Raw genomic sequence first — 16,586 nt, 5'->3', positions numbered from 1 at the left:
GCGGGTCGCGGCCCGCTGACCGGAACACGGCTCGCTCAGCGGGACACGGTCCGCTGGGCGGGATGCCGCACTGGGCCGCTCGGCCCCGCGGGTGGTGAACTGCGTGTCGCGGCGCATCGGGAGCCGCGGACAAGCCATGGAAGCGGAGGCGAGAATGAGTGCGGAGGCGGGTACGCCGGCTGCGATCGGGGGAGACGCCAGGCGCCGGCCATCGCGGCGGGGCCGCCTGCCGGGCCGGCAGGACTGGTCGAGCTGGCCCCATTACCAGGCGGCGGCCAGCGGGTTCCGCGGTTACTGGTATCCGGTGGCGTTCTCCTCGCACATCACCGGGAAGCCGAAGGCGATCACCCTGCTCGGCGAGCGCATCGTCGTCATCCGTGATGACGGGAAGGTCTACGCGCTGAAGGACCGCTGCCCGCACCGGGGCGTGCCGCTGAGCTACGGCAACCAGCAGTTCCCCGGCACGATCTCCTGCCCGTACCACGGCTGGACGTTCGACCTGGAGACCGGTGAGCTCAAGGCGGTGATCACCGACGGGCCGCAGTCGCCGATCTGCGGGAAGGTGACCCAGCCCACCTACGAGGCCGAGGAACGCCTCGGCATGGTGTGGATCTTCGTGGGGGACGGCGAGGACGCCCCGCCCATCGACGACCAGCTCCCCGAGGAACTGCGCGACAACCCCGCCGTGATCGGCGCGCGCATCCAGTCCCGCGTGGGCAACTGGCGCTTCGCCTGCGAGAACGGCTACGACGAGGGACACGCGAAGTACCTGCACCGCACCGCGCTGTGGCGGCTGTTCAAGGCCATGCCGGTGTGGAACGAGACCCGGATCGTCCGCCGCGGCCGGTGGATCTACCGGGTGCAGGACGCCCAGCACTGGGACGCCGACTTCCCCGGCCTGGGCAAATGGAGCAACCAGGCGTGGTTCAAGCTCAAGCCGCCGAAGCAGGTCGCCAACATCGGCAACACGGGCAGCCACCGCAAGGTGAACCCGGCCATCGCCGCCGAGGAGTTCCCCGGGTTCGCCTCGGTCAGCATGCCGGGGGTCCTGCGCATCGTCTACCCGACCTTCATCCACTACGAGTTCTACGTGCCGGTCGACGCGGACAACCACCTCTACGTCGGTGTGATGGCCAACTTCGAGAAGGGCATCAGGACGCTGCCCTTCTACGCCAAATACCTCGGCGCCGTGCGCTGGCTCTTCCACGGCCAGTTCTCCGGCCAGGACAAGTGGATGGTCGAGGTGACCGACGCGCCGCCGGAGCGGCTCTACCGTCCCGACGACTCGCTCCTGCAGTGGCGCAAGCTGGCCGAGGAGATCACGGAGGAGCGCGCCGAACGCCTCAAGAGCGCCGGGGACCTCGGCTGATGGGCCGGATCGTCCTGGGCGTGGGCGCGTCCCACTCGACGCTCATGAACACCCACTGGGACCAGGTCGAGCACAAGGACCGCGCGGAACGTTTCCGCGACGCGCTCGGCACGGCCCGCGACGCCCTCGCCGCGGCCCGTCCTGACGTGGCGGTCATCATCGGGTCGAACCACTTCCGCGGCTTCTGGCTGGACCTGATCCCCGCCTTCACCCTCGGCGTGGACGAGGTCATCGCGTCCGGCGAGTCCGGCACGCCGTCGGGCCCGCAGCGCACCCGCCCCGACCTCGCCCAGAGCATCGCGGAGTCCCTGGTGGCGGCGGGCACCGAGGTGGCGATCTCGGCGAAGCTGCAGATCGACCACGGCCAGAGCCACGCCGTCCAGTATCTGCTGCGCGACCTCGACGTGCCCGTGATCCCGCTGGTGGTGAACGTGTTCGCCACGCCGCTGCCCCTGATGCGGCGCTGCGTCGAGCTGGGGCGCAACCTCGCCGCCGCGGTGGAGTCGCTGCCCGAGGGACTGCGGGTGGCGGTCATCGCCTCGGGCGGGCTCTCGCACCGGCTGCCGTGGCCGAGCCGCTGGCAGGACCCGCACGGGCCGGATGAGGAGTTCCTGGTGGAGGCCTGGCGGGAGGGCCGGGGCGACTGGGAGCGCTACGACGCGCGCCGCCGGCAGATCATCACCGCCGCGCGGCCGGTCATCTTCCCCGAGTTCGACGAGGAGTTCCTGGCCGCGCTGGAGCGGGGCGAGCTGGAGCGTTACGCCGGCCTGTCCACGGCGGAGATCGAGGAGGCAGCCGGCAACGGCGGCCAGGAGCTGCGGTCGTGGCTGGCCATGGCGGCGGCGCTGGGCTTCGCGCCCGGGCGGAGGCTGGCGTACGAGCCGATGCCGGAGTGGCTGACCGGCATGGGAGTCGCCGTCATCGAGCCGGCGTCATGAACCGCGACGAGCTGATGCGGCAGGCCCTCGCGTCGATCACCGAGGACCGCCTGCGCGCGGCGGCGGTGGACGTCACCTCCATCGCCAGCCCCACGGGCGGCGAGGCGCCGCTGGCCCGGTGGCTGGCCGACCGGCTCGCCGCCGCGGGCCTGGAGGCGCACGCGCAGCGCATCGACGACGGCCAGGCCAACGCGGTCGGCCGGCTGAGGGGCGACGGCACGGGCGCCGACCTCATGCTGTACGCCCCGATCGACACCCTGACCACCGGCGACCCGGACCTGGACGTGCCCTGGATCGGCCCGGAGCTGCGCCCCGACATGCGGGCCGAGGCCCGCTGCGAGGGCCCCTACGTCAGCGGCCTCGGCGCGAGCAACCCCAAGGGCCACGCCGCGTGCGTCCTGGTCGTGGGCGAGGCCCTGGCCGCCCTGCGCCCGCAGCTCGCCGGGGACCTGCTGGTGGCCTTCGGGGCCGGCGGCATGCCCACCAACGCCATCGCCCCGGACGGCCGGGCGAACACGGGCCACGGGGTCGGCTGCTCGTTCCTGCTCGAACGCGGCTGGCAGCCCGACCACGCGGTGATCGCCAAGCCGGGGGACTACGTCGCGCACGACGAGGTGGGCCTGTGCTGGTTCGAGATCGTCGTCCCGGGGACCCACACGTACGCGGGGAGCCGGCACCGCCTGCCGTACCGGAACCCGATCGTGACCGCCGCCGAGGTCGTGACGCGGCTGGAACGGTGGCTGGCGGACTACCCCGAGCGACACCGCACCGCGACCGCCGCCCCCCAGGGGATCGTCGGGTCGATCGCGGGCGGCTGGGAGCGCATGCTCGCGGTCACCCCTGCGGCCTGCCGCATCCGCCTCGACCTGCGCATCGCGCCCGGCACGACGCCGCTGGAGGCCAAGCGGGAGCTCGCGGCGTACGTCCGGCAGGTGTCGGCGGAGCTGGGCGCGGAGCTCGCGGTCGAGATGGTGCTGGCCGTCCCGGGCACGCGCACGCCGCCGGAGAGCTGGGTGGTGCGCAGCGCCGTACGCGCCTGGGAGAGCGTGAACGGGCGCCCGCACGAGCCCATCGACGGCAACAGCGGCGCCACCGACGCCAACATCCTGCGGGCGCGCGGGATCCCGACGGCCCGCGTGGGCATGCCGAAGGCCGTATCCGATGACTTCGCCCTCGGTATGAACACCGTCGACGTCAGGGCCATGCGCCGCCTGTGCGAGGTGCTCCTGCGGGTGGCGGCCGACACCGTCACGCGCACGCGCGCCGAGATCGACGAGACCAACGACTGAGGAGGCGCCATGGAACCGCCCAGCGGTTCGTACGCCGACGCCGACGGCGTCAAATATCACTACCTCGACCTGGGGTCGGGACCGGACACGATCTTCCTGCACGGCGGCGGCCCCGGCTGCACCGGATGGAGCGACTTCGGCCCGGTGGCGCCGCTGTTCGCCGCCGAGCGCCGCTGCCTGATCGTCGACATCCTGCAGTACGGCAAGTCGGAGAAGTGCGTCATCACCGGCCCGATGTGGGACTTCCACGCGGCCAGAACTGTCGCGCTCATGGACGCGCTGGGTGTGGAGCGGGCCGACTTCGTCTGCAACTCCTGGGGCGGCACCATCGCGCTGTGCCTGGCCGCGCGTTACCCCGACCGGGTGCGCTCGCTGGTGATCACCGGCAGCATGCCGGTCTTCTACGGCCCGCTCGCGCCCCTGCCCGAGGGCGGCCGGCGCGGCCGCAACGCGCGGGACGTCTACTACGGCGGCGAGGGGCCCACGCGGGAGAAGATGCGCGACCTCATCACCCGGCTGGAGTGGTACGACGGCGACCGGCTGCCGGAGTCCACGCTGGACCTGCGTTACGAGCAGAGCCTGGACCCGGAGGAGCGGGCGCTGGCCGCCATGTCCGACTCGCCGCGCGGCGAATGGCAGGACCTCACCGCCGAGCTGGCCGAGATCCAGGCGCCGGCGCTGTTCATGTGGGGCATGCAGGACGCGTTCCTGACGCCGGACTATCCGCTCATGCTGGCGCGCATGGTGCCCCGGGGCAACCTGTACGTCATGGATCACGCGGGACACCACCTCCAGGAGGAGCGTCCCGAGGCCTACCACGCCGTGGTCACCGGATTCCTGACAGGGGCGGGCCGATGAAGAGACTGCTGATCGCCGCGCCCGCCGTCGTGCTGGCCGTGCTCCTCGCCCGCCTGCTCGCGGCCCGCAGCAACACCCAGGTGCACCGCATCAACCAGGACAAACCCGCTCTCGACCGTTGAAGGTGACGTGACGATGACCATATGGACCGAGCTGAGCCCGTTGAGCCTGAGCGTCTCGTACGTGGACGCGGGGGGAGTGCCGACCCGCAGCCTGCGGGCCGGATCGGGCGAGCCCGTGGTGTTCCTGCACGGGACCAGCGGGCACCTGGAGGCGTTCACCCGCAACCTGGCCGCGCACGCGGAGCAGTACGAGTGCCACGCCATCGACATGCTGGGCCACGGCTACACCGGCAAGCCGGACTATCCGTACGAGATCCCGCGCTATGTCGAGCACCTGCTGGCGTACTTCGACGCGGTGGGCATCGAGCGCGCGCACATCGTGGGGGAGTCGCTGGGCGGCTGGGTCGGCGGTCGCGCCGCGATCGACCACCCCGACCGCGTGGCGAGCCTGCAGCTGCTCTGCGCGGGCGGCACCGTCGCCAACCCGCAGGTCATGGAGCGCATCAGGACGAGCACGCGCGAGGCCGTGCTCAGCGACGACGTGGAGCTCACCCGCAAGCGGCTGCGGCTGCTGATGGCCGACCCGGCCGACGCCACCGAGGAGCTGGTGGAGGTGCGCCACGCGATCTACCACGAGCCCGCGTTCGTGGCAGGCGTCGACAACCTGCTCTGCCTGCAGGACATGGAGACCCGGCAGCGCAACATCCTGCGCCCCGGCGACCTGGCCGGGATCTCCCAGCCGACGCTGATCGTCTGGGGCCGCAAGAACCCGTTCGGCGACGTGCCGGAGGCGACCGCCATGCACGAGGCCATCGCGGGCTCGCAGCTGGAGCTGTTCGAGGAGTGCGGCCACTGGCCGCAGCACGAGCAGGCCGCGCGCTACAACCCGCTCAGCCTGTCCTTCCTGGCCAAGAGCTCGGCGGCGGGCTTCTCGGGCCGGATCACTGGCCGGATGTCGGGCCGATGACGCGCGCGGCGCGCTTCCACGAGTGGGGCGCGGCCCCTGTCGTGGAGGACATCCCCGAACCCGCGTACGAGCCCGGAAGGGTGCTGGTCGAGGTCAAGGCGGCGGCGCTGGGCCATCTGGACCTGACCGTCGCCACCGGGTCCTTCGCGATGAAGCCGGCCCTCCCGTACGTGGGCGGGGTCGAGGCCAGCGGAGTGGTCCTGGAAGCCGACGAGCTGGCCCCCGGCACGCAGGTGCTCCTGCGCGGGGGCGGGCTGGGCCTGCTGCGCGACGGCTGCTGGACCGAACGGGTCAGCGTCAGCCCCAAGGCCGTCAGCCCGCTGGCGGAGCCGCTGCCCCATGAGGTCGCGGCGTCGTTCTTCGTCCCGGCCACCACGGCGTACGTCGCCCTGCACGACGTCGCCCGCCTGGAGCCGGGGGAGGAGGTCGTCGTGACCGGCGCCACCGGGGCGGTCGGCGCGATGGTCGCCCAGCAGGCGCGGCTGGCCGGGGCCACGGTGACCGGGCTGGTCGGGCGGTCCGACCAGCTCGATCGGGTGCCCGAGGGGGTGCGCGGCGTGGCGGCCGACGACGCCGCGGCGGTCGCGGAGCTGGCCTCGGCGCGCTCGGCGTCCCTGCTGGTCGACACGCTCGGAGGCGCCGGCCTGGTCGAGCGCACGCGCTGGGTCCGACCCGGCGGCCGGGCCGTCGTCATCGGGTACGTGCTGGGCGCGTCCGTGACGGTCGATCTCCCGTCGTGGCTGCTCGACGACGTGGCGCTGCTGCCCGTGAACATGGTCCGGCACGAGCGCCGGGCGCGCGAGGTGGCCCCGTCGCTGGTCGGCCGCCTGGCCTCCGGCGAGCTCGGCGTGGAGGTCGAGCGGTTCGACCTGGCCGAGATCGCCAAGGCCCTGGAGCTGTTGCGCGAGGGCCGGGTGCGCGGGCGTGCGGTCGTCACGTTCGGATAGCCGCCGGGCCCGTTCCGCTCAGCGGGACAGGGCCGTTGTCCGGAACGGACATGGGCCCGATTATCGGGCAATGGCTCTTATGCACTCCCCGTCGTCACCTGACGTCAAGCCCCTGGCCATCGTCCCTTCACCCGAGCACGACGCGGCGGCGAACAGCGTACTGGGCAAAGTGCGGCTGATCCTGGAGGCCTTCGGCCCCGACGACGAGAGCCTGGGCCTGTCCGAGATCGTCCGCCGCACCGGCGTGGCCAAGGCGTCGGTCCACCGGCTGGCCCAGGAGCTGCTGCAGTGGGGCCTGCTGGAGCGGCGCGGGTCCGAATACTGGCTGGGCATGCGCCTGTTCGAGATCGGGCAGCGCGTGCCGCGCCAGCGGATCCTGCGGGAGGCGGCGCGGCCCTTCATGGAGGACCTCTACCAGGCGACGGGGGAGACCATCCACCTGGCGGTGCTGGACGGGCTGGAGGTCATCTACCTGGAGAAGGTCTCCGGCCACGGCCAGGTGTCCAGGCCGTCGCGCGTCGCCGGGCGCATGCCGCTGCACTGCACGGCGACCGGCAAGGCCCTGCTGGCGTTCGGCCCGGCGGCCCTCTTCGGCGACGTCGTGGCCACCCCGCTGGCCCGCGTGACGCCGCGCACGGTCACCGCCCCGAAGCTGCTCGCCCAGGAGATCCAGCAGGCCAGGAAGGCCGGGTACGCCGTCGAGCGGGAGCAGACCCGGGTCGGCTACCTCAGCGTGGCGATCCCGCTCACCGGGGCCACCGGGACCATGGTTGCCGCGCTGTCGGTGACGGCGCCGACCTTCCGCGCCGACGTCAACAAGTACGTGGGCCTGCTCAGCATGGTGAGCAGGCGTATCACGAAGTCGATCATGGCCGCCGACGGCGGCCGGACCTGATCAGGCCGTCAGGAACGCCGCCACGGCCGCCGCGACCTCGGCGGGCTTGTGCTCCATGAGCGGGATCGTGCCGCCCTCGATGACGGCCGACGTCACGCTCGCCGCCCCGGTGAGATGCTCCCGGAGCGGGGTCATGTTCGGCAGCGCGAACGGGTCCGCGGCGCCCGCCAGCAGCAGCACAGGCGCCGTCACCAGGCCGATCCTGTCCTCCATGACGTAGCGCGCGCACGCCCGGTGGCCTTCCGCCGGATCGACCCCCGGCGCGAGGGCGTCGCGGACGAACCGGTCGAGGAGGCCGGTGACCGGTTCGGGATAGTACGGCTGCCGCAGCCGCCACAACTTGACCAGGTGCTCGCCCTCCGGGGACGGCTCGGCCTCGTCCACCCCCGGGCCGTGCGCGTGGGAGGCGCGGTAGCGGGCGTCCGCCCACGGGGCCGACGACAGCACCAGCAGGCCCACCCGCTCCGGCGCGGACGCCGCCAGCTCGACGGCCACCGCGCCGCCGGTGTGGTGGCCGAGCACGTCGGCCCGCTCGATGCCGAGGCCGTCCAGCAGCGCCAGCGCACCGGCCGCGAACAGCTCGATCGTGTGGGGCGCCGGGGGCTTCGCGCTGGCCCCGAAGCCGACCATGTCCATGGCCAGGACGCGCCGGTGGGGCGCCAGCAGGGGCATCAGCTCGCGGAACTCGTCCCACGATCGGGGGGTCTGATGCAGGAGCAGCAGGGGCCGGCCCGTGCCCTGCTCGGCGTAGTGGAGCTGGCCGAAGGGCGAGTCCGCGTACCCGAAGCGCGGCGGCGCCGTGATGTCCAAGGGGTCCTCCCTCATGCCGGGTCGTCACCTGATCTTTACATCGGTCCGCCCGGCGAAACCTATACATTCCAGACGTTCTGCACTATTCATGGGACAAATGGAAAGTGGTCGCGAGGGGAGTTCCGATGTCCTCACAGGTGTTCGTGGCGGCGCCGGCCGGCCCCGACGATGAGGAGGAATACCCCAATTCGGTGCTCGGCAAGGCCCAGTTGATCTTCGGGGCGTTCGAGTCGGGGGCGGTCCAGCTCCGGCTCACCGAGCTCAGCCGGCGCTCGGGGGTGCCGAAGGCGTCGGCGTACCGGCTCGCGCAGGAGCTGGTGCAATGGGGGCTGCTGGAGCGCAAGGGGGACTCCTACCAGCTCGGCATGCGCATGTTCGAGCTGGGCCAGCGGGTGCCGGTCTCCGCCGTGCTGCGCCGCGTGGCCCGGCCCCTCCTCACCGACCTGTTCGCCGCCACCAGGGCGACCATCCACCTGGCGGTCCTCGACCGAGGTCACGTGCTCTACGTGGAGAAGGTGGCCGGGGAGCAGAACGTGAACACCCACTCCCGGGTGGGCGGGCGCCTGCCCGCGGCGTGCACGGCGACGGGGAAGGCCCTGCTCGCGAACCTCCCCGACCTCGAGGAACGGCTGCGCCGCCTCGCCCGGACCGGCCTGCCGCGCCTGACGCCGCGCACCGTCGCGTCCGTGGAGGACCTGCGCCGGCAGCTCGCGGTCGTCAGGGAACGGGGTTACGCCATCGAGAGGCAGGAGATCCTGCTGGGCTTCGGCAGCATCGCCGTGCCCGTCGCGGGGGCCGATGGAACGGTCCTCGCGTCCGTGTCGGCCGCCGCGCCGCTGTCGCGCCTGGTGGCGAAGCGGCTGCTGCCCGGGCTGTTCGCGGCGGCCGACGGCATCTCCCGCGCCGTCGAGCGGGAGTGCTGACGATCATCTTCAGAAGGCGCTGCGCATCCAGCCGGCCGACGCCTGCGCGCTCTCGTACGGGTCGGCGATGTCGGGCCGGTCCACCTCCACCATCAGCCACCCGTCGAACGCCTCGGGCAGGTTGCCGATGATGCCGGTCAGGTCGAGCTCACCCCGCCCGGGCTCGACCCAGAGCCCCGCGAGCACGGTCTGCCGGTAGTCCCACCCCTTCTCGCGACCCTCGGCGGCGACGCTGAGCCGGCAGTCCTTCACGTGCACGAAGGGGATCCGCTCGGCGTAGTCCTTCACGAGCCGGGCGACGTCGGCGCCCGCCCACGCCAGGTGGCCCGTGTCGGGCAGGAAGCCGAGCCGGGACTCCGGCAGGGCCTCGAGCACCGCCCGGCCCTCCTCCTCGGTCTCGACCCACGTGCCGACGTGCGGGTGCAGGCACGGCCGGACGCCCTCGGCCACCATGGCGTCGCAGATCCGCCCGATCAGCTCCGTCACCGCCTCGACGCGCGAGGGGTCGGCGTCGTGCCCCTGCGCGGGGTTCAGGACGCGCGGCGCCTCCTTGCCCATGCCCAGGCCCAGGCCGATCTCGGTCAGGCCGAGCCGGGCCTGCGTGCGGGCGACCTCGGCGGCGGCGGCCACGACGGTGTCCTCGTTGCCGTCCCTGCCGTCCGAGCGGCAGGGGAAGTAGCCGGGCGCGAGCGACAGGCCGACCTCGTCCAGCAGCGTTCGGTACTGCTCGACGTCGAGGCCGGCGGGCACCTCCGACATGACGTGGTCGAACCCGGCCCGCTTGATCTGGGTCAGCAGCTCCTTCGGCGCGGGGGCCAGCGACGGGTCCAGCCAGCCGTCGGCGCTGGCCATCCACTGGATCGGGTTGAGCGCGATCTTCGCGGTCATTCGGTTTCCTTTCCGTTGTCGGCAAAGTGGCAGGCGGCCCGCTGGCCGGTGGCCGTGAGGGTGAGCTGAGGGTCGATCTCCGTGCAGATCGTCCGTTCCGGGTTGACCAGCGGGCCGATCGGGCACCTGGTGCGGAACCGGCAGCCCGAGGGCGGGTTCGCGGGGCTGGGCAGGTCACCGGGGAGGACGATGCGCTCGCGCGTGCGCGCGGAGACCGACGGGACGGGTGAGGACGACATCAGGGCGGCGGTGTAGGGGTGCTGCGGGTTGCCGTAGACGTCGGCGGCGTCGCCGTACTCCACGATCCGGCCCAGGTACATGACCGCGACGGTGTCGCTGAGGTGCCGCACCACCGACAGGTCGTGGGCGATGAACAGGTAGCCGAGCCCGAGCTCGTTCTGCAGCTGCTCCAGCAGGTTGATGATCTGCGCCTGGATCGACATGTCCAGGGCGGAGACCGGCTCGTCGAGGATGAGCGCGCGCGGCTGCCTGGCCAGCGCGCGGGCGATGCCGATCCGCTGGCGCTGGCCGCCCGAGAACGCGTGGGGGTAGCGGTCGAGGTGCTCGGCGCGCAGCCCGACCTGCGCCATCAGCGACCGCGCCATCTCCTCGCGCTCCCGCCGGCCGACGCCTCTGAACGCGAGCGCCTCGGACAGCGACTGCCTGATGGTGCGGCGCGGGTTCAGCGACGCGTACGGGTCCTGGAACAGGTACTGCACCGAGGACCTGACCCGCCCGAGATCCGCCTGCCCCATCGTGCTCACGTCGGCGCCGTCGACGAGGACCGATCCGCCGGAGACCCGGTTGATCCCGACGATGCTCCTGGACAGCGTCGACTTGCCGCAGCCGCTCTCGCCCACCAGCCCGAGCGTGCGACCGGCGTGCACCGACAGGCTCACGGAGTCGACCGCGTACACGGGTGGGTCGCGGTGGAACAGGCCGCGCCGCCGGGACCCGACGTCGATCCGCAGGTCGCGCACCTCGAGGACGGGCGTCGTGGCGTCCTGGGTGGCCGCCTCGGGGACGTGGACCGAGATGTCGGCCGGGGGCGGCTCGGGGGCGCGGACCGAGACGTCGGTGGTGGCGCGCTGCGCGACGAAGCAGGCCGCCGACTGCCCGTCGGTGCCGATCTGGAGCAGCTCCGGCGGCTCGTGCTCGCAGACGTCCTCGGTGAAGCGGCACCGGGGGGCGAACGGGCAGCCGGGCGGCGGCGCGGCCGGGTCGGGCGGCGCTCCCGGGATCGCGGGCAGCGGCTGTCCGATCCGGTCGTCGTCGAGGCGGGGCATGGCCGCCAGCAGCGCCGCGGTGTAGGGGTGCCGCGGCTGCTCGAAGACCTGCTCGACGGTGCCCTTCTCGACCGTGCGGCCGCCGTACATGACGACGACGTCGGTGCAGAGCTCGGCCACGATCCCCATGTCATGGGTGATGATCGCGATGGCGATGCCGAGCTCGGTGCGCAGCCGGGCGAGCAGGCGCAGGATCTGCGCCTGGATGGTCACGTCGAGGGCGGTCGTGGGCTCGTCCGCGATCAGCAGCGCGGGGTCGTTGGCCAGGGCGATCGCGATGACGACGCGCTGGCGCATGCCTCCGGAGAACTGGTGCGGGTAATGGTCGATCTTCGTCCGGACGTCGGGGATGCCGACCTGGTCGAGCAGCTCGATCGCGCGCCCGCGCGCGGTCCGCCTGTCGACCCCGTGCAGCGTCATGGCCTCGGCGATCTGGTCGCCCACCTTCATGACGGGGTTGAGGGCGGCCTGCGGGTCCTGGAAGACCATCGCGACCTTGCTGCCGCGGCGGCGCCGCATCTCGCGTTCGGGCAGGGCGAGCAGGTCCTCGCCGCCGAGCCGTACGGAGCCGGCCACGACCTCGCCCGGCGGGCGCAGCATGCGCATGATGGAGCGCGCCGTCACGGACTTGCCCGATCCGGACTCGCCGACGATGCCGAGCACGTCGCCCGGGTAGATGTCGAAGCTGACGTCGTTGACGGCCTTGACGCCGCCGTTCCTCAGCCGGAACTCGGTGCGCAGGCCTTCGACCCGCAGCAACGGCACGTCCTTCGCCGTCACGGGGGCCAGGGATTCGGTGGAGGTCACCGGCGGTTCACCGCCTCGTTGAGCGCGTCGGACACCAGACTGAAGCCCACCGCCACCAGGAGCAGCAGGAGTGCGGGGCCGACGATGTAGGTGGGGGACTGGGTGACGAACCGCAGCCCGTTGTTCAGGAGTACGCCGAGCGAGGGTGTCGGCGGCTGCACGCCGAGGCCGACGATGCTCAGCCCGGCCTCGATGTAGACGCCGACGACCATCCACACGGCCGCGTTGACGACGGCCGAGTCCATGGCGTTCGGCAGGACGTGCCGGACCAGGAGTTGCGGGCGGGAGACGCCGAGCACCCGGGCGGCGAGGACGTACTCCCTGCTCTGCTGGGCCAGCCAGGCGCCGCGGGCCAGCCGGCCGGCGGTGGGCAGTCCGCTGATCAGGATGGTCAGGAACAGCGCCGGCCAGCCCGGCCCCAGGATGGCCACCAGGCAGATCCCCAGGATCAGGCCGGGGAAGCCGATGATCACGTCGAGCAGCCGCTGCACCGCCGACCCCAGGTGCTCCGACAGCGCGCCGCTCAGCCCGAGCAGGACCCCGATCGCCATGCTGAGCGGCACCGCGGTGAAGATCAGGCTGAGGTCGATGCGCAGGCCGTAGATGCTGCGGACGAAGATGTCGCGGCCGAACTCGTCCACGCCGAAGATGTGCCCGGCCGAGATCCCGGTCAGCGCCTCGCGGCCCTGCTCGTCGTACCCGCCGGGGAAGAGCACGGGGGCGAGCAGGGCGGCCAGGCTCATGACGGCGAGGATCGACAGCCCGATGACGCCCTTCGGCGTGCGGAACGCCGACAGGTAGCGCGCCAGCGTCGGGTTCAGCCGGCGTGCGCGCGGGATTCCCCCTTCGAGTGGAATGTCTGCCATACCTACGCTCCCAACGTGATCCGGGGGTCGAGTGCTGCCAGGATCATCTCGGTGAGGATCTGGCAGATCACCGCCACGAAGACGACGGCCAGGATCAGCACCTGCAGCACGGTGAAGTCGCGGGTCTGCACGCTGGAGACGGCGAGCTGGCCGAGGCCGTTGCGGTTGAAGATCGCCTCGATGATGACGGCGCCGGCGAGCAGGTTCCCGACCTGCAGGCCCACCGCGACGACCGCGGTGCCCACGCTGTTGCGCAGCACGTGCCGGATCGTGATCCGGGCGCCCGAGGCTCCCTTGCTGAGCGCGAGGTCCACGTAGTCCTCGTTCCTGGCGACCAGCATCTCCGCCTGCAGCAGCCGGGCCACGACCGCCGCGGGCGGCAGCGCCAGCGCGATCGCCGGCAGGATCAGGAACTGGAAGCCGATCACCGGGTTGTCGAGGAAGGCGACCTCGCCGCTGACGGGCAGCCAGCGGTTCAGCACGCCGAAGACGAGGATCAGCCCCAGCCCCGTGACGAACGACGGGACCGCCACGAGGACGCTGTTGACCAGGTCGAGGCCGGCCCGCGCCCAGCGGCTGCGGACCGAGCCGACCACGACGCCCAGGGCCGTGCCGATCGCGATGACCAGCAGCGTGGCCAGGGCGGCCAGCTCGACCGTGCTCCCCAGCCGGTCGCCGATGAGGCTTGCGACGCTGCGGCGCAGCAGGTAGGACTGACCGAGGTCGCCCCGGAGCAGCCCGGCCATCCAGTCCGCGTACTGGATCACCAGGGGGCGGTCCAGGCCGAGCTGCTGCCTGATCGCGGCGATGTTGGCCGCGGTCGGGTCCGCTCCGGCGAGCGTGACCGCCACGTCGCCCGGCGCCAGGCGAGGCAGGGCGAAGGCCACGATCGAGCTGGCCAGCAGCACGAACACCAGCGAAGGGAGCTTGCGTATCAGGAACCGGACCATCGTCCTGCCTCCGGTTACTTGGACAGCCAGGCCTGGCTGAGGTCGAGGAAGCCCATCTGCGTGGACTTGATGCCGTTCACGGAGTTCGCGCGCAGGGTGAGGGTGGGGCGGGTGACCAGCGGGAGCACGAACGCCTGGTCGATGAAGTAGGCGTCATAGTCGCGCAGGGCCTTCTGCTGGTCCTCCGTGGTGCTGGCGCTGGTGACCGCCTTGACCAGCTTCGTGTACTCGGGGCTCTTGAAGTGGGAGACGTTGCCGTCCGCCAGCAGCTCCGGCCGGCTCACGACGGCGGTCGCGGGGGACAGGCCGTTGCTGTTCTGCATCAGGAAGGCGGGGGCGCCCAGGTCCTTCTTGGCGATCCTGGCGTCGTAGTCGGCCACGGGCACGACGACCGGGTTGGCGTTCAGCCCCACGGCGGCCAGGTTGTTCTTGACGATCTGGAAGACGCCGGTGGCCTCGGGCGAGTTCAGCGTGAGCACGTCGAACGAGACGTTCTTCACCCCCGCCTCGGCCAGCAGCTGCTTGGCCTTGTCCGGCTGGTAGGCGTACTGCTTGGCCTGGGCGGCGTCGTAGCCGACCGTCGAGGCCCGCCACGGCACGTTGGTCGGGTCGGCCTGGCCGCCCATGACCTGCTGCACGATGCGGTCGCGGTCGATCGCGTAATGGACCGCCTGGCGCACGGCCTTGTTGTCGAACGGCGGCTTGGTCACGTCGAACGCCAGCGGGATGGCCGCGCCGCCCGAGGTCACGAGGGAGAAGCCCGGCTGCTGGCTCAGGGTCCTGGCGTCCAGGGCCGCCATGCCGACGCCGTACTGGACGCGGCCGCTGCGGATGGCCGCGACCATGGCCGTCGGGTCCTTGATCAGGTTGATCTCGATGGTGTCGAGCTGGGTGCCCGCCGCGTCGCGGTAGCCCGCGTACTTGCCGAGCACCAGCTTGCCGCCGGGAGTCCACGACTTCCACGTGAAGCGCCCGGTGCCGTCGACCTTCGTGCCCGCGGCGTAGTCGCCGTAGGAGTCCTTGTTGAGGATGGGCATCGTCTCGAAGAGGTCGAAGATGTTCGGCAGCGGCTGCTTGAACGTCAGCGTCAGCTCGTGCTCGCCCTTGGTCTTCATGTCGGAGATCTGGGCGGCGATCGACTGGTTGGCCGCGCCGGTGGCCGGGTCCTGGACCTTCTGGATGGCGAAGACGACGTCGTCCGCGGTCAGCTTGCGGCCGCTGTGGAAGGTCACGTCGTCGCGGAGCTTGAGATCCAGGCTCTTGCCGTCGGGGGCCAGGGTCCACGACTCGGCCAGGACGCCCTTGGGCTGCCCGGTCTTGCCGTCGATGAGGGTCAGCGTCTCGAAGACCGCGTACTCCGCCACGACGTTGCCGAAGGAGGTCTTGAGGAACGAACCCGGGTCGGCGTCGCTCGTCTGGGCGACGATGAGGGTGCCGCCCCCGCGCACCGGGCCTGTACTCGCGCTCGCGGAGTTCCCGATGGCGCCCTGGTTGGCGGCGCTGCACGCGGCGGAGGCGAGCATGGCCGCGCCGGTGGCGCCCGCGGCGAGTCGACGGCGCCATACTGACTTCGTCAGTGACATAGGTACTCCTCGAGACAATCTGGGGGCGTGCGGTGTAACGAGGTGTCGGGCATCGTACTAATTGCCCGAATTGTTGCCGGACGCGGAGTCACCGTTCTTCAGGTGGTGGGCTCAAACCCTAGAGCCGGACGATTCGGGCGGCTCCCGCGCCGGTTCGCTGACCGGAACAGGCCTTCACCCCGGTTCGCACCCGGTCGGTAGCGTCCCTGACCATGCCTCTCGCTTACGGGTTCATCGACTACGGCGGTCCGGATGTCCAGCGCTACCTCGACGTTCCCGCGCCCGAGCCGCAACCGGGCGAGGTGCTCGTCGAGGTGCGGGCGGCCGGCGTCAACCCGGTGGACTGGAAGGTCCGCGCCGGCATGCATCGGGCCTTCCTGCCGCTGCGCCTGCCCGCGATCCTCGGGCGCGAGGTGGCCGGGACCGTGGTCCGGATCGGGCCGGGAGTCACCGGGATCGCCGTCGGGGACGCGGTCTTCGGCAGCACGGCCAGCGGGAGCGGCGGGTACGCCGAGCTGGCGGTGCTGCCGGAGGACCGGGCCGCGCGCCTGCCGGACGGGCTGAGCTTCACCGACGCGGCGGCGCTGCCGATCGCGGCGGGGACCGCCTACGAGGGGCTCGCCGCCCTCGCCCCGGCCCCCGGTCGGACGCTGCTGATCCTGGGCGCCGGCGGGGGAGTCGGCACGGTCGCGGCCCAGCTCGCGGCCATGGACGGGGTACGCGTCGTGGGCACGGCGAGCGGGGCGAAGAGGGCGTTCGTCGAATCACTCGGCGCCACGGCGGTCGCCTACGATCGCGAGGACGTCGCGGGCCGGCTGCGGGAGCTTCTTCCCGAGGGCGCCGGCACCGTTCTCGACCTGGTCGGCGGCGACGCCCTCCATGGTGTCGCGGAGGTCCTCACCGCCGGGACGCGCGTGCTCACCGTGGCCGGCGAGGAGACCGCTGCCCGCTTCGGCGCCCGCCCGCTCTCTCGCGTCGGCGGCCCGGAGACGCTGTCGGCCCTGGCCGGGCTGGTGGTCGCGGGGAAGCTCGATCCGCGCGTCGGCCGGGTGTTCCCGTTCGCCGCGGCGGCCGACGCGCTCGCGCTCGTGGAGGACGGCCACGCCACCGGCAAGGTGGTGCTCGACGTCACCACGCGATCATCCTGA

General features: G+C 72.1%; 16 protein-coding genes. 10 read left to right on the top strand and 6 right to left on the bottom strand.

Translation table 11 applies throughout. The features are described 5' to 3' along the window. Positions 1-154 precede the first annotated feature (154 nt). The 8 genes from ABZX61_RS34465 to ABZX61_RS34430 all read left to right on the top strand — a co-directional run bounded on the left by ABZX61_RS34465 (position 155) and on the right by ABZX61_RS34430 (position 7,325). Entirely contained in the window at positions 155-1,369 is a 1,215-nt protein-coding gene (locus ABZX61_RS34465; protein WP_355200275.1) for an aromatic ring-hydroxylating dioxygenase subunit alpha, read from the top strand. Continuing rightward, a complete protein-coding gene (locus tag ABZX61_RS34460) occupies positions 1,369-2,307 on the top strand; it encodes a hypothetical protein (RefSeq protein ID WP_355200274.1) in 939 nt (312 codons plus the stop codon). The genes ABZX61_RS34465 and ABZX61_RS34460 overlap by 1 nt, the downstream gene beginning before the upstream one ends. Beyond that, positions 2,304-3,596, top strand: a complete 1,293-nt coding sequence (locus ABZX61_RS34455; RefSeq protein ID WP_355200273.1) for a peptidase dimerization domain-containing protein — start codon at positions 2,304-2,306, stop codon at positions 3,594-3,596. The genes ABZX61_RS34460 and ABZX61_RS34455 overlap by 4 nt, the downstream gene beginning before the upstream one ends. A 9-nt stretch (positions 3,597-3,605) precedes the next feature. After that, the gene (locus ABZX61_RS34450; RefSeq protein ID WP_350727476.1) at positions 3,606-4,454 is read left to right on the top strand and encodes an alpha/beta hydrolase; all 849 of its coding nucleotides are present in this window, start codon (positions 3,606-3,608) and stop codon (positions 4,452-4,454) included. Then, positions 4,451-4,576 carry a hypothetical protein gene (locus ABZX61_RS34445; RefSeq protein WP_355200272.1) on the top strand — a complete coding sequence of 42 codons (126 nt, stop codon included), beginning with the start codon at positions 4,451-4,453 and terminating at the stop codon, positions 4,574-4,576. The genes ABZX61_RS34450 and ABZX61_RS34445 overlap by 4 nt, the downstream gene beginning before the upstream one ends. A 13-nt stretch (positions 4,577-4,589) precedes the next feature. Next, positions 4,590-5,483 carry an alpha/beta fold hydrolase gene (locus ABZX61_RS34440; protein WP_355200271.1) on the top strand — a complete coding sequence of 298 codons (894 nt, stop codon included), beginning with the start codon at positions 4,590-4,592 and terminating at the stop codon, positions 5,481-5,483. Next, positions 5,480-6,430: a zinc-binding dehydrogenase gene (locus ABZX61_RS34435; RefSeq protein WP_355200270.1), complete on the top strand. Its 951-nt coding sequence runs from the start codon at positions 5,480-5,482 to the stop codon at positions 6,428-6,430. The genes ABZX61_RS34440 and ABZX61_RS34435 overlap by 4 nt, the downstream gene beginning before the upstream one ends. Positions 6,431-6,500: 70 nt before the next feature. Next, positions 6,501-7,325: an IclR family transcriptional regulator gene (locus ABZX61_RS34430; RefSeq protein ID WP_350727480.1), complete on the top strand. Its 825-nt coding sequence runs from the start codon at positions 6,501-6,503 to the stop codon at positions 7,323-7,325. Here ABZX61_RS34430 and ABZX61_RS34425 read toward each other — a convergent pair whose 3' ends face one another. Next, positions 7,326-8,135, bottom strand: coding sequence for an alpha/beta fold hydrolase (locus tag ABZX61_RS34425; protein ID WP_355200269.1), 810 nt, complete (start codon positions 8,133-8,135; stop codon positions 7,326-7,328). A 125-nt stretch (positions 8,136-8,260) separates the two neighbouring features. Between ABZX61_RS34425 and ABZX61_RS34420 the strand changes: the two genes are divergently transcribed. Beyond that, entirely contained in the window at positions 8,261-9,058 is a 798-nt protein-coding gene (locus ABZX61_RS34420) for an IclR family transcriptional regulator (protein ID WP_355200268.1), read from the top strand. A 9-nt stretch (positions 9,059-9,067) separates the two neighbouring features. Here ABZX61_RS34420 and ABZX61_RS34415 read toward each other — a convergent pair whose 3' ends face one another. Genes ABZX61_RS34415 through ABZX61_RS34395 form a run of 5 tightly spaced genes read right to left on the bottom strand, consistent with a single transcriptional unit; the run spans position 9,068 to position 15,438 of the window. Then, positions 9,068-9,946 (bottom strand): sugar phosphate isomerase/epimerase, encoded by an 879-nt coding sequence (locus tag ABZX61_RS34415; RefSeq protein ID WP_355200267.1) that lies wholly within the window; start codon positions 9,944-9,946, stop codon positions 9,068-9,070. Further along, entirely contained in the window at positions 9,943-12,039 is a 2,097-nt protein-coding gene (locus ABZX61_RS34410; RefSeq protein ID WP_355200266.1) for an ABC transporter ATP-binding protein, read from the bottom strand. Before ABZX61_RS34410 ends, ABZX61_RS34415 begins: the two co-directional genes overlap by 4 nt. Further along, complete coding sequence (locus tag ABZX61_RS34405) at positions 12,036-12,905, bottom strand: ABC transporter permease (RefSeq protein ID WP_350727484.1); 870 nt, start codon at positions 12,903-12,905, stop codon at positions 12,036-12,038. Before ABZX61_RS34405 ends, ABZX61_RS34410 begins: the two co-directional genes overlap by 4 nt. A gap of 2 nt (positions 12,906-12,907) precedes the next feature. Continuing rightward, entirely contained in the window at positions 12,908-13,855 is a 948-nt protein-coding gene (locus tag ABZX61_RS34400) for an ABC transporter permease (RefSeq protein ID WP_355200265.1), read from the bottom strand. Between the two features lie 14 nt (positions 13,856-13,869). Next, positions 13,870-15,438: an ABC transporter substrate-binding protein gene (locus tag ABZX61_RS34395; protein WP_355200264.1), complete on the bottom strand. Its 1,569-nt coding sequence runs from the start codon at positions 15,436-15,438 to the stop codon at positions 13,870-13,872. Positions 15,439-15,650: 212 nt separating this feature from the next. On the opposite strand from ABZX61_RS34395, the gene ABZX61_RS34390 reads away from it, so the two are divergent. Continuing rightward, complete coding sequence (locus tag ABZX61_RS34390; RefSeq protein ID WP_355200263.1) at positions 15,651-16,586, top strand: NADP-dependent oxidoreductase; 936 nt, start codon at positions 15,651-15,653, stop codon at positions 16,584-16,586.

Source organism: Nonomuraea sp. NPDC003709 (genome assembly GCF_040610775.1).
Classification (GTDB): domain Bacteria; phylum Actinomycetota; class Actinomycetes; order Streptosporangiales; family Streptosporangiaceae; genus Nonomuraea; species Nonomuraea angiospora_A.
The sequence above is the reverse complement of the archived record's forward strand: the minus strand, read 5'-3'. Positions and strand labels throughout refer to the sequence as shown.